This is a genomic window from Moorena sp. SIO3I8, assembly GCF_010692325.1.
Classification (GTDB): Bacteria; Cyanobacteriota; Cyanobacteriia; order Cyanobacteriales; family Coleofasciculaceae; genus Moorena.
On the sequence record NZ_JAAHHW010000009.1, the window covers coordinates 31,640 to 51,887 of the forward strand.

The window sequence follows — 20,248 nt, forward strand, 5'->3', positions numbered from 1 at the left end:
CCCATAGCCTATAAGCTGATAACTGATAACTGATAGCTGATAACTGATAACTGATAGCTGATAACTGATAGCTGATAGCTGATAGCTGAACGCGCACGCGTGCGCGTAGCGCTTAAGCTGATAACTGATAGCTAAATTATTACAAACTTTTCCCTCTCTTATATTACTTTAAAAAAAATAGTTATAATAGATGACAATTAATTACTAAAAAATCAACTATGCTTACTAGCTCAATGTTACTAAAAATAATCACAGTCTTTACCGCAATGGTAATGACTGTACTTTTAGTAAAATCCGATTTATACAAGAGATTTAACCCTGAGCAATCTTACGCCACAGCAAATAACTACCAGAACAAAGAAAACAACAGTGTAACGAAGATTGAATTTGGCCAGACTAAAGATGGTCAAAACGTTTATCTCTATACTTTAACCAATACCAATGGTTTAGTAGCGAAGATAACCAACTATGGTGCGACTCTTACTGAATTACACTTGCCTGACAACAGCGGTGAGCTAGACGATGTAGTGCTGGGATTTGATAGTCTAGAAGATTATTTGGCGGCTAAGCGCTACCTATATTATGGTGCAATTGTTGGTCGCGTCGCTAATCGGATTAAAGATGCTCAGTTCACTCTCAATGGTCAAAAGTATGATCTAGCTACTAATGCCCCTCCCCACCACATACATGGTGGTAACAAGGGTTTTGACAAAGTGGTTTGGAAAGCTGAACCAATTAACAGTAGCCAAGGACAGGCACTAAAACTAACTTATCTGAGTGCTGACTCAGAAGAAGGATATCCAGGTGATTTGACAGTGACAGCCATTTACACTCTGACTAACGATAATGAGTTAAAGCTGGAAATGACCGCTAGGACTAACAAACCTACTCCTGTCAACTTGGTGAATCATTCATATTGGAACTTGGCTGGTCATGCTTCTGGAAATATTCTAGGACAATATTTAACGATCAATGCCGATAGATATACGCCTAACAACGAACAGCGAATCCCTACAGGAGAGATTAAATCAGTTAAAGATACACCCTACGACTTTACTCAGCCTCAGTTGATTGGAGATGGCATTAATCAGCTTAGAAATACCCTAAAGCCAAACTATCCAGAAGGCTACGACCTCAATTATGTCTTGAATGGAGAATCAGAAAAAATCAAACTGGCAGCTACTGTATATGAACCAAAATCTGGTCGGGTGATGGAGCTTCACACTAATCAGCCAGGAATACAGTTTTTTTCTGGAAATCTTCCTAAGCTTAGAACTGTGGGTAAAGGAGATGTTGTTTATACAAATCATCAAGGTTTGTGCCTAGAGACACAACATTTTCCTGACTCAGTCAATCAGCCTAACTTTCCTTCGATTATCTTGAATCCAGGTGAAACTTACCGACACCTAATGGTTTATAAATTTTACACCAAACAAAATAATCTAGTAAAAATTATTGCTCCCAATACTCAAGTTGAAAAGGTAGCAGGAGGTTTTAAGTTTACTGAAGGACCTGTTTGGCATCCCGACGGCTTTCTGCTATTTAGTGATATTCCAGCTAATACTATTTATAAATGGCAACCAGAGCAAAAAACCGAGATTTTTCGTCAACCTTCTGGCAATGCTAATGGTAATACGTTAGACCGCTCAGGGCGTTTAGTTACTGCTGAACATAGTAATCGTCGTCTATCCCTAACACAAAAAGATGGAAAAATCGTAACTCTAGCTAGTCACTACCAAGGGAAGCGGCTGAATAGTCCCAACGATCTAGCAGTCAAATCAGATGGTAGCATCTATTTTACTGATCCTCCCTATGGCATCAAATCCGAACAAGAAGAATTAGGCTTTTATGGTGTTTATCGCCTAGCACCAGATGGCACACTAACCCTGCTAGTTGATGACTTTGTTCGCCCTAATGGTATTGTATTTTCCCCAGATGAAACTAAATTATATGTGAATGATTCACAAAGAGGTCATATTCGGGTTTTTGATGTCAAGCCAGACGGGATGTTAGAGAATGGAAAACTTTTTGCCGAACTGAAACCTCCTAGTCAGGAGGGGGCAGCAGATGGTATGAAGGTAGACATCCAAGGAAATGTTTACAGCACTGGACCAGGAGGAGTTTGGATTTTCTCACCACAAGGGGATCTACTTGGCATTATTGAAACACCAGAAGCGCCTGCTAATTTAGCATGGGGCGACAGTGACTACCAAACCCTTTACATTACAGCAAGAAACAGTCTTTATCGTATCCGTCTTAAGATTAAAGGGATGCCCTAGAAAGTCATACCTATTCTCCTGCATTCATCAGAGACTTAGTAGGAGTATAGAATTCATAATTCAGATTAATAATAATTTGTAGGATGGGTAGAGCGATACCAAAACCTATCGCTCTCTGGCTCCTGTTCGGTTTTATCCTTCAACCTAACCTACAATAAGGTGAATTCCATAACCATCATTATTCCAAACTATTCTGGTCAATAGGGGATTTTGGTGAACGAACGAGTTTCCTAACTTTACCATCTTGTTTTGATGTCACATAGATTTCTCCTTCTTCGTCCACCCCGAATCGCACATCAGAGCGTTTTTTACCAATGATTTCGAGAAAAGAAGCTTCTTGCTCTCCGTCAAAGAGTCTGAGTTCTTTTATTTTTGCCTGTTTGCCATTGACAAGTTCATCTACAGGAACGTGGAAAAATCTTGCATCATGAGCGAAATCAGCAAAAATGTATTGACCGATTAATTCAGGAATTGCTTTGCCCCGATAAACATAACCACCAGCGATCGCAATTCCATAGAAGCCTTTTATGTCGGGGGGGATGTCATGGTCATATTGGGCAACGGGATAAGTATAGCCATAGGAGCGATCGTTTTTGGGTAATGCAAACAAAACATTTTCATTATTTTCCTTTATAACCCAAGTACCTTCCCGCTCGCCCCAACCATAGTTAGCTCCTTTGATACCAAGATTAACTTCTTCAATAAAAGCCTGACCAGTATCAGCAATCAACATTTTGCCTTCGCCACCAGTATCCCAGCTAAAACGATGGGGATTACGCAGTCCATAAGCCCAGATTTCACCCAAGGTTTTAGGCTCTTCATCTGTAACAAAAGGATTATCACGAGGAATACCATATTGACCATTAACACTATTTTTGCCAAAGGGATCGATTCTGAGAATTTTGCCCAGCGGTGTTCCCAGATCCTGTCCATTATCCAAGGGATCGGTATCGCTAACAGGGTAGCCATCACTACCGCCATCAGCTACTGCAATGTAGAGTAAACCATAATCATCATCCCCTCGTTTAGCATTGGGATTAAAGCCCAATTGTCCAACATTATGATCTGGGTAAGGCTCTTCAATGCGCAAAATCTCACGGGATGTTCCGACAAAAGTATTGCTAGAAGGGTTTGTTGCCTTCCATTCGCGAATTACATCGTGGTGGGCACTTTCGATAATGTTCTTGTTATTGTCAATAATTGGTTTGGTAACGGGTAAGTCAGGAGTACCGCCAGTTTTAACTTCGCTAGTTACAGTATAAAAAATTCCATTGTTAGCAAATTCTGGATGAAAAGCAAAATAAGCGAAGCCCTGTTGAGGAGTTTCATAAGTAAAGTCTGCACAAATTAGTTTTTTCAGATTCATATAAACAGTAGCAGTGCCGTCAACAATGACATACAACTTGCCACGCATATCGTTAACAAATAATCGTCGGGTCCCATCTCCTGCATGGGTAAGCAGGTTCAAGCGAGCAGCTTTATTTCTTCCAGTTCCACTGTTGGGAATTTGAACAACCTCTTCCAATCCGACAGAGAGTTCTGACTTTTTAATTGGTTCGGGAATGGGATCGGTTATCTGGGCAGAAGAAATCCTGGCAACAGCAAAGATGACCAAGAAGAGCGACAAGAGAAAACAGAGAATGCGAAATTTCTTCATACATAATATGAATGCTGCTAAGGTAAGGGCGCGGACGCTAAAAATCTGAGAAATCCAAAAATACGAAACCCCTGAGCTTGGAGTCATGGTGGCGTAATTTAGTTTTTTGTATGTTACAGCTCAAGGCACTGGTTCCGCAATTCTTCCCCACAAGAGCAAGATCAATAGAAAATACTTATACTTCTGTTAGAAATTGTTACTATAGTAGTTTATCCCTATTAACTAAGTCTTAGCATCTAAGACCTAGACACTTGTTGGTGCATTCTACAGAGTAACTCTAATGGAAGATTTAACAACTATCAGCAAACCCAAGCATATTGTTTTAACCTCCCATCCTAGCTCTTCTAGATTAAATTCTCCAGCAATTAACTGGGGAGAAAGTGACCCCCTCAAACGAGGACCCATTGTCGGTACCTTAGTTAACTCAGCTCATCGGAATGTTATTGGTACTCACTCAGGCTCCTATTCAGTGTATCGAGCTTTAGCCGTAGCCAGTGGTACACTCCAGCCTAATCACCGCCCGGATCTCACCAACACTGCGCCCATTGTCCCAATTGGTCCTCATCCCAGTTGGACTGACCCTAATTTGATTGTTTCTCTCGACCCCTTTGGGGCGATGGTAGGTGAAGTTTATAGCGATTTATATCAGCAGGGATACGACATTAGACCCACAATTGCTATCACCAAAGCTCATATCAATATGCCAGAACTACAGGATGCTGTAGAAAAAAAGCGTTTAGCAATTGATGGCAAAATTATTAAAAACGATGGTAGTTTAGTAGTCACTAAAGTAGCAATTGACCCGGTTTGGTATCTACCGGGAATTGCCCAGCGATTGAACATTCAAGAAAGTTACCTGCGCCGTGCTCTATTTCAGCAAACCGGTGGCATGTTCCCGGAACTGATCACCCGCCCTGATTTAAAGGTATTCTTACCCCCCATTGGTGGCATCACTGTCTATTTAATTGGTGATGTAGCAGCCATTACTGAACCCAATCGACTGCTTGCTGTACGAGTTCATGATGAATGTAATGGTTCCGATGTCTTCGGTTCCGACATCTGCACCTGTCGTCCCTATCTAGTCCATGGTCTAGAAGTCTGTGTCCAGACAGCCCAAGGTGGAGGTACAGGTGTCATTGTTTATTTCCGTAAAGAAGGTCGCGCCTTAGGTGAAGTAACTAAGTTTCTAGTGTACAATGCGCGGAAACGTCAGGAAGGAGGTGATAGCGCTAATGCCTACTTCAACCGTACAGAGTGTGTGGCTGGGGTTCAAGATATCCGCTTCCAAGAACTAATGCCTGATGTGCTCCATTGGCTGGGAATTAAACGAATTGACCGTTTTGTCTCCATGAGCGATATGAAATATAACGCTATCGTTCAATCCGGTATTGAGATTATTCAGCGCATTCCCATTCCAGAACACTTGATTCCCGCTGATGCCCAAGTAGAAATCGCTGCCAAAAAAGCTGCTGGTTATTACACTGAACATACAACTGAACTAGATGCGATCGCATTGGCTGAAATTCAAGGACGTGGTTTAGCAGATTAGTCAAGAGTCCTTAGTCACTCCCGAATTGCTTATTCTCTATGCCTTCCTATATTCTCTGTTGCCTATGTCACCTGTGGATAATGCACAACAGCAGTTAATCGCTTACTTAAGAAGCCCATGGGCAATTCGGGAGAGATGCGATCGCATTTTCACCTTAGCTACTGCTGACCAGTTGCAGTACTTTCGCTGCAATTTAACCAAGCTAGAGCAAGTAGCTAACTATGTCATCGAGGTAATGCACCAGCACTACCCCGATTTCCAGATTCCATTTCATAGTCGCTGGCGGCATTTTGAGGTAGGAAATGTCCCTCGTCTTCAGGAACTAGACCAGAAATTGGCAGGATTCACTCCACTCCAAAAAGCCCAAACCAAATTCGACTTAGTCATCATTAGCGTCCTACTCGATGCTGGGGCTGGCAGCAATTGGCAGTATCATGAAGCAGAAACCGGACTAGTGTTTCGCCGTTCCGAAGGATTAGCCGTTGCTAGTTTCCGCATGTTCTGTCAGGGATATTTCTCCAGCGACCCAGACCTACCTTGGCAAGTCGATGCCAAAGGACTTCAATCCTTGAGTGCCCACCACTTAGCCCAGGGATTCCAGGTCAGTCAAGCCAATCCACTAATAGGCATAGAGGGTAGGCTAGTCTTACTACAGCGCTTAGGTAAAGCACTGGTTGAATTACCACAGATGTTTGGCAAAGTCAATCCTCGTCCTGGCAACTTAGTAAATTACTTGGTAAATTACTTGGTAAATTACCAATTGCTAGATAAGTTGCAGGTTACCAAGGGATTACACGATAGCAACTTAAACCTTGAAAGTTGCCAAGACAACCAAAGCTGGGTAAAGCCACTTACAGATTCACAACCGGTCCAAGAGCAACCTGCAACTTGTCAACCAGCTAACCTACAACCTGCCAACCTACAACCTGCAACCTGTCAACCTGTCAACCTTCTGAGTGCCACTAACCTATTCAGCACCGTCCTGGAGGGATTAGCGGATATTTGGCCAAAACGAGAATCCATAGCCGGGGTCAATTTAGGGGATGTGTGGCAACATTCTGCTCTCAAAGGGGATAACTATGGTTCCGAGTATGTACCATTTCACAAGCTCTCCCAGTGGTTAACTTACTCCCTATTAGAGCCATTGCAGGAACTGGGTTTAGAGATTACTGAACTTGATCAGTTGACCGGCCTAGCAGAATATCGCAATGGAGGCTTATGTTTAGATCTAGGATTACTAGAGGTAAAGCATAGCGCTATTTTACAACAGTCTCACTTACCCAGCTCCGAAGTGATTATTGAGTGGCGAGCACTCACCGTTAGTTTGCTAGATCAAATAGCAGCAACTATTCGTCAACAACTGAACCTGAGTGCTACTGAATTGCCACTAGTAAAAGTCTTACAAGGAGGAACTTGGACAGCAGGACGTAGAATTGCTGCTCAATTGAGACCAGGAGGCTCTTCCCCGATTCAGATAGAAAGTGATGGCACAGTCTTTTGACTATCCTTTGGTGACTCAAATCTAGTTGGGTAATCTCGTTGGCTGATCTTGTTCGGTCAGTTACCCATTACCCATGACCTTTTACCTTTTACCGTCAATAGCCTTTTTTCGTTCTTCGAGGATACTGCGAATGGAAGCTGTATCCAGAATTCCCAGAACTACACCCTTGTCACTAACCACAGGTAGCTGATCTAGCTGCTCTTTCTCCAGAATTTTGACAACCTCTAACAGGGAATGATCCGATTGAACAGTTCTAAAAGTCTTAACAGACTTCATCAGTGCTCTTACTGGAGTCACCGGCCAATTAGAGGTAGGAACAGTTTTGAGATCATCCACTACCACAACTCCTAGCAGTTGACTGGCTTCATCGGTTACTAGAAACTTGCGCCACTGATTTTTACCGATAATGTACTCGTTGACAAACTCCCTTAGAGACAAATCAGCCAATACAATTGGGCTGTTGGGAATGACCGCATCTTCTGCTGTCAACCCCTCTAGCTGGTCTTGAACCATAGCAGATTGGGCAGACATGCCAGCATTTTGCAGCAAGAACAAACCTATTAAGGCAAACCAGATGCCATTAAAGTTACCATACAGTAGGATTGGAAGCACTCCATAAATAATTCCTCCCCAACCAAAGAACTGACCAACACGGCTAGCAAATAACACACCTTTGTGTGGGTTGTCCGTAACTTGCCAAACCAGTGCCTTCAGGATGTTACCCCCATCTAGGGGTAAGCCAGGAATTAAGTTGAACAATGCTAAAGCCAAGTTGATGGAGGCGAGGAGTCCAACAATTGCTGCTAATGAACTAGCTAGATTGGCATTGGCCTGAACGGCATATAGTAGAGCAAATAGTAGCAAACTAACAGCTGGACCAGCAATCGCAACTAAGAACGCCTCTAGTGGACTTTTTGATTCTTTCTCCAGGCTAGCTAGACCACCAAATAGAAAGAGAGTGATAGATTTAACCTCAATTCCCTGCTGGATCGCCACAAAGCTGTGTCCTAGTTCATGAGCTAACACAGAGGCAAATAACAAAAGTGCAGTCACAAATCCTAAAAACCATGGCAAAACACCGCTCAATCCTGAAAAATTTGCTAAGTCACCTCCGAAATCAAAGGTGACTAAAGCTAAGACTAGAAACCAGCTTGGATTCACATAAAAGGGAATCCCAAATAAATTCCCAACACGAATACTGCCGTTCATGCAGACTACCTCAAACTCTCCTAAGACGTTTTTTTATACCAAGTTGGCTTCTAAGGTAGTAGATAGGGTATGGTTCATGATTAACATTTCATAAAAAATAGTTCATGAAAAATAGATCATGATACGATTGCCAGTTATCCTTGGCAGTAAAGGGTTTATCGCTTTTGCCAATCAACAATCAACCAAGAGCAATGAACAATTAACCTACCTTAAGGCAACTCGATAGTAGTTTCGTCTTTCATGGTTCTATCGTAACGAAATGTAAAAGATTTGCCGATTGCTCAAATGCCGTAAAATCCGTCCACGCTTAGTGCGGTTTTAGGAATGCAGGTGGTTTGACCCCTTTCTGTTTCCATCGGCATAATAAAATTAAGCACCGCTATACGCTCAAGCGTGTTTAGAGCAACATCTTCTTTAAGCACTACCCCCCTTCCTACTAGTGAAACTGACTAAATGATGTCCGTCTTTGAAACCAAAATCACCCACTCTTACAACCAACAAGACATCCAGCAAATCCTCAATCTAGCCCTGGCACGTCAGGAAATGGTTGAAGAATTTTCCCGTGAACAGTTGGTCGAAATTGCTGCTGAATTAGGGATTTCAATCCACACTCTCTTAGAAGCAGAACGAGAATGGCTAGCCCAGCAACAAGAACAGCAAAAACGTAATGAATTCAATAGTTACCGACGTAGCCAATTTAAAAAAAGTTTTGGAAAGTTTGTAATCGTTAATAGTTTTTTAGTGGCGATCAATCTAATTAACGTTGGTTACCTGTCTTGGTCTTTATATATTTTATTGTTCTGGGGTTTGTGGATAGCACTCAGGGCGTGGAATACTTATCAAATACAGGGCGAAGACTATGAAAGAGCTTTCCAAAAATGGAAAGTTCAAAACCAGGTAAAACAGATAGCCCAATCAACTTATACTAGTCTCAAAAACTGGATTCAAGACCAAGGACTAATGACTAAGGACTAATGCCTAACATAAATAATTTCAGCTAAATCGCTGATCAACAATGTTTCTTCCTGAATATCTCCTAAAGCATGAGCCACTGCGATCGCTTTTTCATAAAAACTCCGAGCTTCCAACAAATTACCAGTGTCTTGATATAACTGGGCAAACAACTTTAGAGCAACTAGCTCTTCACGGCGATTGTTTTGTTCTTGTGCCAAAGCCAGATATTCCTTCAGTGCTTTCACCGCTTGCCGATTCTTACCTGTAGCGATATGGGTTAAAGCTATACCCTTAATAGCACGAATCTGATTGAAAACATTGTCAACTTTTTCAGCCAGTATCTGGGCAATGCGGTAAGAATACAAAGCATCTTTTTCCCGTCTAGCGGCGAGATAGGCATCTCCCAAATTATTCCGAATATTCGTCTCACCTAACTTATCCCGAGAGCGACGCCGTAAAACTAGGGCAGCTTCATACCACTTAATCGCCTCGGGATAATTTCCCCCTTGAGCTGCCACTAAGCCTAGATTATTCAGACTCAACCCTTCACCGTCATCATCCTTAATAGTACGGGAAATGGTCAGTGCTTCCATAAAAGCTTCTTGGGCTGCTTTCAGGTTTCTCGTTTGCAGCAATAATATTCCAATATTATTTATACTATAAATCTGTGGCTGAAAACTTTGTTGAGAACGGGCAGCACCCAAGCCTCGGCGCAAGGCTCGCTCTGCCTCCTGATAGCGTCCCAACTTGGCGTAAGTCTGACCTAGGGAATTGTAAGTTTTACCCAATCCCTCAAAGTCACCAATTTGCTGATAAATTTCTCCCGCTTGGGACAAATACGCGATCGCTTCGTTCAAGTTACCACTCTGTTTAGCCAGCTCTGACTGCTCCAGGAAAAAATCTGCCCGATTTCTTGCTTTGCGGTCACGAAGATTGTCTAAAGGGATTGCCAGTTGTTGGTCGATGCTCCGAGTCTGACCCCAAGCCATCGGGCTAGCCAACATTACCAATGGGGTAAAGGCTAGCGCTATTATTCCGGAAAGACTAGTCAGCAACCTGCTACGATTCGCCATACCAAAAGACTCCGTTTGATCAACATTTCTGCTATTATGGAAGTTATGATCAAAGTACCCCGATCAAGGGTGCAAACTAACCGCCCTTTATTCACTCAAAACCGGTACTGCAAACAGATCAGATTCTTCTCGATTCTTGGCTTCGACCCCCAGATAGACCACCCGAATATCATCGGGTAAAGCAGCTTCCAACAGTTCATAGCCTTCTTGAAGTTCGGTTCTCACTTGAGCTGGAGTAATCATTTCTCCCTCCGCTTGCAGATAAGCCGCAATTCGCGTTTCACTCCAGTGAAAGGTCCCAGCCATGATTACCATCAACCGCACCGCTGGTGGTAGCTGTTCCAATGCCATCTCCAGATAACACCACAAGGGTGGTGGTGCTACCTTAAGGTTATAGTGAATAGATTCCACTGGTGGCAAGTCTGCCTGGTTAATACAAACCGCCGTTAGGTTTATGATCTGGTTTTGGAAGGACGTTGACTCTAGTCCATAATCCTCCCGCAAATCCATGCCACCCAGTTCGTGATAGATGTGACGCCAAGTCAGAGCAAATAGATATTCCGCCTGCACAGGCGATCGCGCTGAGTGCCGCACTAATGTATAGACAATAGGACTGTAGCGACAGAAAATTGCTGTAAAGTACTTCCCTTCAGACCGATGACGCTGAAACAAAGTCAGCAATTCCTGATCACTATGATGAAACAGTGATTTAATAAGTGGATGCTTAGATTCAGGAAAATGGGGGATTTGCACAATCTTTCAATAAAAGCTGTAATTAGGAGAATTAGACTAGATGCATCCTGATCTCACCACAACCCCCTCATGTTGAGAAAGGGGAAATGCCGATGGTTAACTGGCATTGGAGTAGATCAATGTCGGGACCTAATATCCTAGGTCTGCACTAGACCTCAAGATGAAGGAGATGGATGCCGATACCAAGTCTACAACCTTTGGTGCTCCGATGCTCCTTCAGTTGAAGCTAAAATTGAGAAAAAGCGTACGCTAATGTCTGATGGTAATAATATTACCTACGATTGGAGAAAAAGTTCATAAGGACCTTTAAACTAATTTATTCAGTTGCTAACTCTGTTTAAGTTTATGATTCTATCAGTTGATATTATTTCCCGGCTAACTTCGCCCCTGCCTCTTGGCGCATTTTTACCCTCTTTGCCTTTAGATAGCCTGTTTTCCACTCAAGGCATCATGGTAATGCTCCTAGGTGCCTATGCCTTTGCCATGTGGATGTTTTTGACCAGCGCTCCAAAAGTTCACACCATCATGGTGTCTGATTTGGCAATAGCGCGACAGTTTTATGAAGGCTTGCTAGAGTTATCCGCAGCAGAAGTCCCCCTACATTACTACTATAATTACGAGCAGACCATGGGGAGTACCAGCATTGACCCCCTATATATGTCAACCAATTTGGGAACCACCCAAGCTACCCAGTTCAGTGGTGCTGATGGGCTATGGTACCAGTTAAAGAAGAATACCCAGCTCCACGTGATTTCCGGAGCTAGCTTGGGCAATAAAAACCAACAACGTCACGTGTGCTTTGATCATCAGTGCTTGGATCAAGTTTTGATGCTGGTGCAGATGAGACGCCTAAAATACAAAGTGCGCACCCTCAAGCCCCTTAACTTTTTGGTCAAGGATCTCGACGATCGTGTAATTGAACTGGCAGAAGTTTCTAATTAGCGGTTAAATCAATAATGGTGAGTTAATCAGGGATTAGGCGGGTAACAATTGCGCGTAGCGCACCAGCCATTGGTTTCATGCCTAATCACATTTACCATGTTTGAAGTAATTATCACAGTACTGATTGTTCTGTTGGGTTCAGCCATCTGTGCTATGGCAGAAACGGCTTTGTTTTCAGTGCCTATCGTTAAAGTCCGACAGTTAGCGCAGTCAAACCAGCCTGCAGTGTTAGCACTACTGGCGATTCGCAAAAACATGAACCGACCCATAGCTACCATTGTTATTCTCAACAACACCTTCAACATTGTTGGCAGCATCGTAATTGGTTCCCTTGCTGCTAGGGTCTTAGGAGAGGCTTGGTTGGGGGTTTTTTCAGGTCTATTTACCTTTCTAATTATTGTATTTGGGGAAATTGTCCCGAAAACCCTTGGTCAGATCTACGCCCAAAACATCGCCCTACTCGTGGCTCTACCAGTTCGGTTCTTAACCGTTGTGTTCACGCCTCTGGTGTGGTTGATGGAAAAAATTACTGCTCCGTTTACTAAAGGTCAAAAACTTCCTACCACCAATGAGGCGGAAATCCGATTTTTAGCGAAGGTTGGGTATCAAGAAGGGGTGATTGAAGATGATGAAGCAGAAATGATCCAACGAGTATTTCAGTTAAATGATTTGACTGCATCTGATTTAATGACTCCGCGAATTATTACCACCTATTTGCATGGTAATACCACTTTGGCTGAGGCTAAACCAAGCATTATTGCTTCGCCTCACACCCGGATGCCTGTGGTTGAAGACTCTATTGATCAAGTAATTGGAATTGCTCTCAAAGATGAGTTACTCACAGCAATCATTGAAGACAAACATAACCAACCCCTTGCTTCTCTGATTCGTCAAGTCCGCTTTGTCCCTGAAACTGTTCGCGCTGATAAGCTACTGAAAACCTTTCAGCAAACCCGTGAACATCTGATGGTTGTACTGGATGAATATGGGGGTGTTTCTGGTGTAGTCACCCTGGAAGATGTACTGGAGGTGCTAACCGGTGAAATTGTTGATGAGACCGATCGCAACATTGATCTCCAAGCAATTGCTCGTAAACGGCGAGAAAAAATGTTGAAATCTTATGGTCTTGATCAGGATTAGTTTCGTGACAATAATAAATAGATAATTGGGATTTTATATGTAAACATAGGATTGAAAAAAAAGCGATTAATCGCTGCTATCCTTTACCTGTTTACTGTTCATTGTTCCCTGTTCCCTGTTCCCTGTTCCCTGTTCCCTGTTCCCTTTCAACCAAGCTATATAAATTAACAAACTATATTTTTTGACATATTTTATAAGCTTGTTCTTCTGATTCTTCAAGAGTTTTTAATTGTGAGTATAGCTTTTCAATGCTTTCTTTATCGGGACTTTCTTGGGTAACATTAAAAACTATACTATTGAATTTATTTTGGGCTGTTTTGACAACTTCCTCAGCTTTCCTACAAGATGGATTTCTGAATATTTGATCAAGTTGAGGAAAACACCCACTTAAGCAAAACGTTAGTATAAAGATTATGATTCTCTTAGCTTGGGCAATAGTAGCAAATTTCATCAGACAAGGGTGTAACTTAAGTTAAGTCTAATACCCACTACTGATGGAAATCTAAAGTTTCAGGAAATTTTATCAAAACCTTGGCCGTGGGCCACGCTTCGCGAATGAACGATTCCACAACTCAAGTACCTAGGATTTCAAGTCTTTTCTAGAGTATCAGTTGAGTCAACAGAGTCTCCTGCTGCTTACTACTATACAGATCCACTATAAAGATCCACGGTTGTGCGCCCCTACTGACCGATCACTATCGACCTCAGTTTTTGGTTATCTTCCCACTGGCACAAGCTTGAGATCATCTCTGCTACCCGCGCGATCGCTCCTGTCAATTTGCTCTCCATCCCCTTGACAAATGCCACATTACCTTGAATTATTAGCAATCTGGATTTCTGTCCGATCGAATGGCCCTTATGACACCAGTTTTGGGCTGATCCGGTGGAATTGAGCCAAAAATAAGCCAAAAGGGCAAGATACTGTATATGGGACAGGTAATATGGGACAGGTAATATCCCACAGGTATTTAGTCCATTGGTATCAGCCATTTGGCTGATATTTGCGATGAGGGGTCACACCCCTCACCATTTGTGATAAATTTTAATTAGTAGATGCACCCTGATGATCGAGAGAGTCAAAAACGTGGCTCTCTTTTTTTTTGGGCATAGGGATTGCCTGACAGGGGTAGCGTTTTCCCCAATCACTTAGCCCAAGCCAGCTGATGAAGCTGATGAAATTGACATCTTTAAAAAATACTTTAAAATTATTGCGAAATATATTTACCTGACAGGACGACTGCTAAACTATAGCGATATATATTAAACTATTGCGCTAATCTAATAGAAAACTTAACTAGACGGATTTCCAGTAACCAACAACCACCAGGGTGAACCATTGCGTTCAGTATCATTACCCCGAAAGGGAGTAATAACCAACAGCATTCCCCAGAGTGCGTTCGCTTTTAGCGGAAGCTGAGGCCGTAGGCCACGCGGGGCGCGTTCGCTTCATCGCGCCTCGCCAGTGGGATAAACGGGATGCTCACCGAACAGCCGCTACGGGAACACACTCTGGGGAATATCAACACTATCTACTTCTATTGGGACCAATTTGCTCATGTTTTCCCAACAGCTGTTAAGGCAAAAACCTTATAGTTAGCAATATAATTCCATAAATTCCGCTAAAATTCCAGCACTATAGTCATACCTAATAACCATTACCCTTCAACACACAGACAAAACCATCCCCTCGCGAGCCAGTAAGTGATTAGGATAGAAAGACTGGAGTTGCTTTTCTAGTGTGTCGAGATAATCATCATTATAGTCAGGATGATAACGAGACATAACTATGTGCTTAACACCTGCCACCTTTGCCGTTGCTATCCCAGTTTGCCAACGCTGATCTTGCCAAATCAAAGGTGAATAATTAGGCAGATCATCTCCTGTGAGGGGAAAGGGAGCATCCAAAATTAGCAAATCTGCCTGACGGCATAGGTATCGTAGATTTTCATCAATGCCACCCCAACCATGGGAGTGAGTAGTGGCGTACACAACAGCATATCCTTGCCAGTTTACCCGATAGCCCATTGCTTGATGTGAGTCATTAAGAAGGACAGCCTCCACTGTTACATCATCTAGGGTTACTGTATGACCTGACCTCAGCCCGTGAAATTTCAGATCTGACTGCATGACCTGAAGGGGCACTGGAAAATTTGGAGCAATCATTTGCTGACCTAGACACTGTTCGATGGATGCCCCATCAGGTGCTGCTGCTCCATAGATATGAAAACAGTTACCAGGAATAAACGCAGGAGTAAAAAAGGGAAACCCTTGAATGCTGTCCCAATTGCTATGGGAAAAAAAAATGTGAGCTTCTATGGGCATTTGCTTAAGCCAATGATTTCCCAGCACCCGTAAACCACTGCCACCATCAAAAATTAAGCGTTTTCTACCAACACGCATCTCTACACAAGATGTATTGCCACCATAGCGCATGGTATCTGTCCCAGGAGCAGAAATTTGACCCCTAACGCCCCAAAATCGGACGCTCATATCCCTTCCAGTGCCATTGTTTAGGCTGGGTGTAGCCTTATAGTTGCCTAGTGTGGGTGCTACTAGATTTTGCATCTTGAATCTATGAATTAAGTGAGCCTAAGTTAGGAATTATTCCCATTGGTAGATTCCCACTAGAGGATACTCGGTTAATATTAAGTAACCATCTGTGGTTAACCACTAATTTTTGTTAAAGTGGGTGGATTGCATACATCAAATTGCATACATCAAGAGTAATTAGATGGGGTAAAGCAACCACAACAGCCCCAGTAATTTAGTCATATCTCTAATTTGGAACCGTTCAGCCCCCCGAAACAAGTTAAAATACAGTTATGCTGTCTCTTAACTGTATATTAAGTGTTGGTTAATTTTAACGGATTTAGGAACAAACAGTTTGTGACCTATGTCACAAACCCATCAAATTAATTCAATCAATCAATCAGAATGGGAACTGGTAAAGCATCAGTTATCCTTTGAGTGGTCAGCTTATGCGCTACGCGCACGCGTGCGCGTTCAGCTATCGGAAGTCAGCCCATTTACTTATAGCTTAACCTCGACAGCTAAACCAAACGCTCAGTGTATGCCCATACCAAGTATAACTGCTCACCCCATCCCATCCTGACCTGATTATCTCCTCACCTAAAAAGGTAATATCTTTTAGCTTCATCCGCAATTGATCTCACATCTCAATGCTACGCCATGAGTGTCAGATCAATTGCGGACAGGATCGAAGACCGTGTATACTAAATCTAGTAGGGAAGACAAATGAAGAGCTAACCGCCACCTACGTGCCTAAGAAAAAACTCAAACTCATTGTATGTTCCGGCGGGTCGGGGCATCCCGGAGACGAAACCTTAGAATAGGGCAGCCTTAATCATAAAGTTTTAACCCTTTACGCATAACCGACTAACCATAAAGGCCAGAGACGCGCGCCTTAGACAGGGTCGCCTTATAACAATAGCCTTAACCCTTTTACCCATAGCCTGCCGACCATAAAGGCGACCCTGTCTTACGGTAACTTCAAACCCTATTCTTGCGGTAACTTCTGACCGTGTCGTTAATAAAGCTTGCCGAACGCGCCCCGCGTGGCCTTTGGCCTTACGCGCCCCGCGTGGCCTTTGGCCAAGTATCCTAACCGTTGGGTGGAGTTGGCAAGAAGCCCACACTGAACTCAAAGAGTCAGTGTGGGAGTATGTCACCTTCTGTTGGTATCACTCCCTGACCCTACTTGATTAGGGTTGGGGTATTTTTTGTTATGCTTGCCCTTAAAACAGAGAATGGCTAATCGCTTTGCCAGCTTTCTAGCATCAACCATTAGCCTAAGAAAAAAAAATTAATTATAGTGGAACTCATCGCTCAGATGAGTCCCCACTTGATCAGTCCCTACTGCTTATAGTTTTTGATCGACTCTTCCACCAAAGGCATTACCTGATCAAGATCTTTCCATCCTAAAATTTTAGTGACTTTCTTTTCCAGATTTTTGTATGTCCTGAAAAATTCAGCAATTTCTTCCAACCGATGGGGCGCTATATCTTGGAGAGTTTTTACTTCAGCGTAGCGAGGATCCTTGTCAGGAACACACAGAATTTTTTCATCCCGATCACCTCCATCGAGCATTTCCAGCATCCCGATTGGTCTAGCGGTAATCACACAACCAGGGAAGGTAGGTTGATCCATTATCACCATACCATCAAGAGGATCACCATCATCTGCTAGAGTGTTAGGGACAAAGCCGTAGTCATAGGGGTACTGTACGGATGCATAAAGTACCCGGTCAAGGGCAAAGGCTTCTAGATCCTTGTCAAACTCATACTTATTTTTACTACCTGCGGGAATTTCAATTAAAACGTTGATCAGACCTGGTTTAGGTTGAGCAGGAATCTTTGATAAATCCATGAACTATATGTTTCAAAAAAACAGCAGATGTGGGTTATCTCATCTTTAGTGCTTAAGACATCTTAATAGCTGCTTTAATACTTACCTAAATAAATCCCATAGTTCAGGATTTTTTAGGTAGGTAGAATAGCCAACCGATCAGATTATCCTGAGCAGGGTGCCGTTCAATGCCAACTATATTGAACTACTAGCCCCGTGCAACATTGTGACATCTCACCGCAACTTTTCAAAGCGCCATTCGGCCTATAGTGTGTAATGTGTGTGTAATGTGTGAGTAATTGAGGAGTGAATTCCGATGGGAGAGCTTCAGCAGAGGATTGGTATAACACCATTACAGTCGGAATCTGTCACACAAATCCTAGGGGATGATACTGACTGCCTAACTGACCCGTTTTATCCTGGATTACGCCAACGAGCCTGGGCCGAAATTGATAAAGTTGCTCTTCATCACAATTTACGGCAAATACAGCAGCTTTTGCGCCATCCTACCCAACTAATGGCAGTGGTCAAAGCCGATGCCTATGGCCATGGTGCTCTAACCGTTGCCCGCACAGCGATAGAGGCTGGTGCTGGGGGGTTATGTGTTGCTACTGTCTCAGAGGGCATTCAACTCAGGCAAGGGGGAATTAAGGCCACTATACTCTTGTTGGGAGCGACTAATACCCCAGAACAAGTCAAAGCGATCGCTCACTGGCAATTGGAACCAACTTTGTGTAATCCTCAACAAGCGTTAGTGTTTTCGGAAACCTTGAGTGGTCTAAACCAAACCCTGCCAGTGCATCTGAAACTAGATACAGGAATGTCCCGGTTGGGAATGCCTTGGCAAGATGCTATCGAGTTTGTACGCTTAGTCCAACAATTACCTAACTTGGAAATAGCTAGTGTCTATTCCCATCTAGCTACTGCTGATAGTCCTGACCCCACAGTGATGAGACAGCAGCATGAAAGGTTTAAAAACGCGATCGCACAATTAAAGGCTGGTGGCATAACTCCACCCCGATTACACTTGGCCAATTCCGCTGCTACCTTAACCGACTCAGCATTGCACTACGATTGGGTGCGTGTAGGATTAGCCGTCTATGGTCTCTACCCAGCAGAGCATCTTCAAAATGTTATTCACCTCAAGCCAGTGATGCAGGTAAAAGCCCGGATCACCCAAATTAAAACTATTCCGCCTGGAACTGGTATCAGCTATGGCCATCAATTTATTTCAAATCGACAGATGCGTCTAGCAGTAGTCGGTATTGGCTATGCTGACGGTGTTCCCCGAAATCTTTCCAATCGCATCAATGTCATCATCCAAGGGCAGCAAGTTCCTCAGATTGGCGCAATTACAATGGATCAGCTCATGCTCGATGTTAGTGATATTCCTAATATACAAGTTGGGGAAATTGTTACCTTAATTGGACAGGATGGGGAAGAGCAAATCTCAGCAGATCACTGGGCTATGGCTTTAGGCACCATTTCCTGGGAAATTATTTGTGGTTTTAAGCACCGACTACCCCGTGTAGTAGTAGGGTAAGCGGTCAGCGGTCAGCGGTCAGCCGTTGGCCACGCTAAGGGAACAGCCGTGAGCTAAAGCTCACGCTGCTTGAGGTGCTTATTTTATTCAAAAGCACCTCAAGTAGCCTGGCCTACGGCCAATGGCTGATCGCTGTTCGGTGTAGCGTGCGCGTAAGCTGATAGCTGATAGCTGATAGCTGATAGCTGATAGCTGATAGCTGATAGCTGATAGCTGATAGCTTACCAATTAACAGTTTTAATGTTTTTGTAAGAAAATTCATCCATCTAATCCCTTTGCCATTAGGGATTCAGAATGTGTTACCCTAAAAGGGTTTTATAAAGATCGCACATCCAGGGTTTCGGGTGTTTCTAAAGGGAAATCCACCTGGATGGAGGTTAAACCCGAATTAGGAGTTAAAAAATTATGCCTGTAGTTTCTTTAGCTGAAATGCTAGAGTCAGGGGTTCACTTTGGTCACCAGACTCGCCGATGGAACCCCAAGATGGATCCTTACATTTACACTGCTCGCAATGGTGTCCACATCATTGACTTGGTACAGACAGCTCAGCTGATGGAGGACGCTTATCACTATATCCGGACCTCATCAGAGCAGGGCAAGAGATTTCTGTTTGTCGGTACTAAGCGCCAAGCTGCTGGAATTATTGCCCAAGAGGCAAGCCGTTGTGGTGCCTACTATGTTAACCAGCGCTGGCTAGGTGGTATGCTCACCAACTGGGAAACAATTAAGACCAGGGTGGAGCGACTGAAAGATTTAGAGCGTCGGGAAACCAGTGGTGCCCTTGACTTACTGCCAAAAAAAGAAGGCTCTATGCTGCGTCGGGAACTAGGCAAGCTTCAGAAGTATCTAGGTGGCATCAAAATGATGCGTAAGGTTCCCGACATTGTCATAATCATAGACCAAAAGCGTGAGTACAACGCTATTTTGGAATGTGAAAAGCTAAGTCTACCGATAGTATCACTATTAGATACAAACTGCGACCCTGATTTAGCCGATATTCCGATTCCAGCTAATGACGATGCGATCCGGTCGATTAAGCTAATCATAGGTAAACTGGCTGATGCCATTTACGAAGGCCGTCATGGTGAGCTAGACACCGCAGAGGAATACGAATACGAAGAATTTGAAGAGGGATTAGAGGAGTTCCCAGACGAGGAAGAAATTCAAGAGACTGAACAAAGTGAGCAAATTGAATCCGTAGATCAAGGAGATAACCAGGAGACTGAGGAAGAATAGTTAGTTATCTTCGAACTTGAAGCCCCACCCTGAATTTATCCTTTGAT

Annotated in this window: 18 protein-coding genes; 9 read left to right on the forward strand and 9 right to left on the reverse strand. The window is 43.3% G+C overall.

Annotated elements, in window-relative coordinates:
• Positions 1-272: 272 nt before the first annotated feature.
• Positions 273-2,279 carry a galactose-1-epimerase gene (locus tag F6K51_RS05695; RefSeq protein WP_293018793.1) on the forward strand — a complete coding sequence of 669 codons (2,007 nt, stop codon included), beginning with the start codon at positions 273-275 and terminating at the stop codon, positions 2,277-2,279.
• 178 nt (positions 2,280-2,457) lie between these two features.
• Here F6K51_RS05695 and F6K51_RS05700 read toward each other — a convergent pair whose 3' ends face one another.
• Positions 2,458-4,023 carry a PQQ-dependent sugar dehydrogenase gene (locus F6K51_RS05700; RefSeq protein ID WP_293018795.1) on the reverse strand — a complete coding sequence of 522 codons (1,566 nt, stop codon included), beginning with the start codon at positions 4,021-4,023 and terminating at the stop codon, positions 2,458-2,460.
• A 193-nt stretch (positions 4,024-4,216) separates the two neighbouring features.
• Between F6K51_RS05700 and F6K51_RS05705 the strand changes: the two genes are divergently transcribed.
• Positions 4,217-5,485: a GTP cyclohydrolase II gene (locus tag F6K51_RS05705; protein WP_293018798.1), complete on the forward strand. Its 1,269-nt coding sequence runs from the start codon at positions 4,217-4,219 to the stop codon at positions 5,483-5,485.
• Between the two features lie 64 nt (positions 5,486-5,549).
• Complete coding sequence (locus F6K51_RS05710; protein WP_293018861.1) at positions 5,550-6,986, forward strand: URC4/urg3 family protein; 1,437 nt, start codon at positions 5,550-5,552, stop codon at positions 6,984-6,986.
• Between the two features lie 81 nt (positions 6,987-7,067).
• Here the strand turns inward: F6K51_RS05710 and F6K51_RS05715 are convergent, their stop codons facing one another.
• Both F6K51_RS05715 and F6K51_RS05720 read right to left on the reverse strand, forming a co-directional pair.
• On the reverse strand, positions 7,068-8,195 hold the full coding sequence (locus F6K51_RS05715; RefSeq protein WP_293018800.1) for a site-2 protease family protein: 1,128 nt from the start codon (positions 8,193-8,195) through the stop codon (positions 7,068-7,070).
• A gap of 281 nt (positions 8,196-8,476) precedes the next feature.
• The gene (locus F6K51_RS05720; protein WP_293018802.1) at positions 8,477-8,617 is read right to left on the reverse strand and encodes a hypothetical protein; all 141 of its coding nucleotides are present in this window, start codon (positions 8,615-8,617) and stop codon (positions 8,477-8,479) included.
• A 31-nt stretch (positions 8,618-8,648) separates the two neighbouring features.
• Here F6K51_RS05720 and F6K51_RS05725 point away from each other — a divergent pair, with 31 nt between their 5' ends.
• A complete protein-coding gene (locus F6K51_RS05725; protein WP_365939910.1) occupies positions 8,649-9,170 on the forward strand; it encodes a 2TM domain-containing protein in 522 nt (173 codons plus the stop codon).
• Here F6K51_RS05725 and F6K51_RS05730 read toward each other — a convergent pair.
• The gene (locus F6K51_RS05730; protein WP_293018804.1) at positions 9,167-10,222 is read right to left on the reverse strand and encodes a tetratricopeptide repeat protein; all 1,056 of its coding nucleotides are present in this window, start codon (positions 10,220-10,222) and stop codon (positions 9,167-9,169) included. The genes F6K51_RS05725 and F6K51_RS05730 overlap by 4 nt on opposite strands.
• 87 nt (positions 10,223-10,309) lie before the next feature.
• Positions 10,310-10,975, reverse strand: coding sequence for a sigma-70 family RNA polymerase sigma factor (locus F6K51_RS05735; RefSeq protein WP_293018805.1), 666 nt, complete (start codon positions 10,973-10,975; stop codon positions 10,310-10,312).
• A 345-nt stretch (positions 10,976-11,320) separates the two neighbouring features.
• Between F6K51_RS05735 and F6K51_RS05740 the strand changes: the two genes are divergently transcribed.
• Entirely contained in the window at positions 11,321-11,917 is a 597-nt protein-coding gene (locus tag F6K51_RS05740; protein ID WP_293018807.1) for a glyoxalase-like domain protein, read from the forward strand.
• A 96-nt stretch (positions 11,918-12,013) separates the two neighbouring features.
• Positions 12,014-13,057 carry a hemolysin family protein gene (locus F6K51_RS05745; protein WP_293018808.1) on the forward strand — a complete coding sequence of 348 codons (1,044 nt, stop codon included), beginning with the start codon at positions 12,014-12,016 and terminating at the stop codon, positions 13,055-13,057.
• 172 nt (positions 13,058-13,229) lie between these two features.
• Here the strand turns inward: F6K51_RS05745 and F6K51_RS05750 are convergent, their stop codons facing one another.
• From F6K51_RS05750 to F6K51_RS05760, 3 genes are all read right to left on the reverse strand, one after another.
• Entirely contained in the window at positions 13,230-13,508 is a 279-nt protein-coding gene (locus F6K51_RS05750; RefSeq protein ID WP_293018809.1) for a hypothetical protein, read from the reverse strand.
• A 230-nt stretch (positions 13,509-13,738) separates the two neighbouring features.
• The gene (locus F6K51_RS05755) at positions 13,739-13,885 is read right to left on the reverse strand and encodes a hypothetical protein (RefSeq protein ID WP_293018810.1); all 147 of its coding nucleotides are present in this window, start codon (positions 13,883-13,885) and stop codon (positions 13,739-13,741) included.
• Between the two features lie 834 nt (positions 13,886-14,719).
• Entirely contained in the window at positions 14,720-15,622 is a 903-nt protein-coding gene (locus tag F6K51_RS05760; RefSeq protein ID WP_293018813.1) for an MBL fold metallo-hydrolase, read from the reverse strand.
• A 1,017-nt stretch (positions 15,623-16,639) separates the two neighbouring features.
• On the opposite strand from F6K51_RS05760, the gene F6K51_RS05765 reads away from it, so the two are divergent.
• Positions 16,640-16,783, forward strand: a complete 144-nt coding sequence (locus F6K51_RS05765; protein WP_293018815.1) for a hypothetical protein — start codon at positions 16,640-16,642, stop codon at positions 16,781-16,783.
• Positions 16,784-16,930: 147 nt separating this feature from the next.
• Here F6K51_RS05765 and F6K51_RS05770 read toward each other — a convergent pair whose 3' ends face one another.
• Positions 16,931-17,443, reverse strand: coding sequence for an inorganic diphosphatase (locus tag F6K51_RS05770; RefSeq protein ID WP_293018816.1), 513 nt, complete (start codon positions 17,441-17,443; stop codon positions 16,931-16,933).
• A 295-nt stretch (positions 17,444-17,738) separates the two neighbouring features.
• On the opposite strand from F6K51_RS05770, the gene alr reads away from it, so the two are divergent.
• Together alr and rpsB are read left to right on the forward strand one after the other, a co-directional pair.
• Positions 17,739-18,965, forward strand: coding sequence for an alanine racemase (alr, locus tag F6K51_RS05775; RefSeq protein WP_293018818.1), 1,227 nt, complete (start codon positions 17,739-17,741; stop codon positions 18,963-18,965).
• A 405-nt stretch (positions 18,966-19,370) separates the two neighbouring features.
• A complete protein-coding gene (gene rpsB / locus F6K51_RS05780; RefSeq protein ID WP_293018820.1) occupies positions 19,371-20,201 on the forward strand; it encodes a 30S ribosomal protein S2 in 831 nt (276 codons plus the stop codon).
• The last annotated feature ends 47 nt before the right edge of the window (positions 20,202-20,248 follow it).

What these genes read in the sequence shown, in the direction of transcription:
- F6K51_RS05695 (WP_293018793.1), top strand. Translation starts at nt 273, where the DNA reads ATGACTGTACTTTTAGTAAAATCCGATTTATACAAGAGATTTAACCCT.
- F6K51_RS05700 (WP_293018795.1), bottom strand. Translation starts at nt 4,023, where the DNA reads ATGACTCCAAGCTCAGGGGTTTCGTATTTTTGGATTTCTCAGATTTTT.
- F6K51_RS05705 (WP_293018798.1), top strand. Translation starts at nt 4,217, where the DNA reads ATGGAAGATTTAACAACTATCAGCAAACCCAAGCATATTGTTTTAACC.
- F6K51_RS05710 (WP_293018861.1), top strand. Translation starts at nt 5,550, where the DNA reads ATGTCACCTGTGGATAATGCACAACAGCAGTTAATCGCTTACTTAAGA.
- F6K51_RS05715 (WP_293018800.1), bottom strand. Translation starts at nt 8,195, where the DNA reads ATGAACGGCAGTATTCGTGTTGGGAATTTATTTGGGATTCCCTTTTAT.
- F6K51_RS05725 (WP_365939910.1), top strand. Translation starts at nt 8,649, where the DNA reads ATGATGTCCGTCTTTGAAACCAAAATCACCCACTCTTACAACCAACAA.
- F6K51_RS05730 (WP_293018804.1), bottom strand. Translation starts at nt 10,222, where the DNA reads ATGGCGAATCGTAGCAGGTTGCTGACTAGTCTTTCCGGAATAATAGCG.
- F6K51_RS05740 (WP_293018807.1), top strand. Translation starts at nt 11,321, where the DNA reads ATGATTCTATCAGTTGATATTATTTCCCGGCTAACTTCGCCCCTGCCT.
- F6K51_RS05745 (WP_293018808.1), top strand. Translation starts at nt 12,014, where the DNA reads ATGTTTGAAGTAATTATCACAGTACTGATTGTTCTGTTGGGTTCAGCC.
- F6K51_RS05750 (WP_293018809.1), bottom strand. Translation starts at nt 13,508, where the DNA reads ATGAAATTTGCTACTATTGCCCAAGCTAAGAGAATCATAATCTTTATA.
- F6K51_RS05760 (WP_293018813.1), bottom strand. Translation starts at nt 15,622, where the DNA reads ATGCAAAATCTAGTAGCACCCACACTAGGCAACTATAAGGCTACACCC.
- F6K51_RS05770 (WP_293018816.1), bottom strand. Translation starts at nt 17,443, where the DNA reads ATGGATTTATCAAAGATTCCTGCTCAACCTAAACCAGGTCTGATCAAC.
- alr (WP_293018818.1), top strand. Translation starts at nt 17,739, where the DNA reads ATGGGAGAGCTTCAGCAGAGGATTGGTATAACACCATTACAGTCGGAA.
- rpsB (WP_293018820.1), top strand. Translation starts at nt 19,371, where the DNA reads ATGCCTGTAGTTTCTTTAGCTGAAATGCTAGAGTCAGGGGTTCACTTT.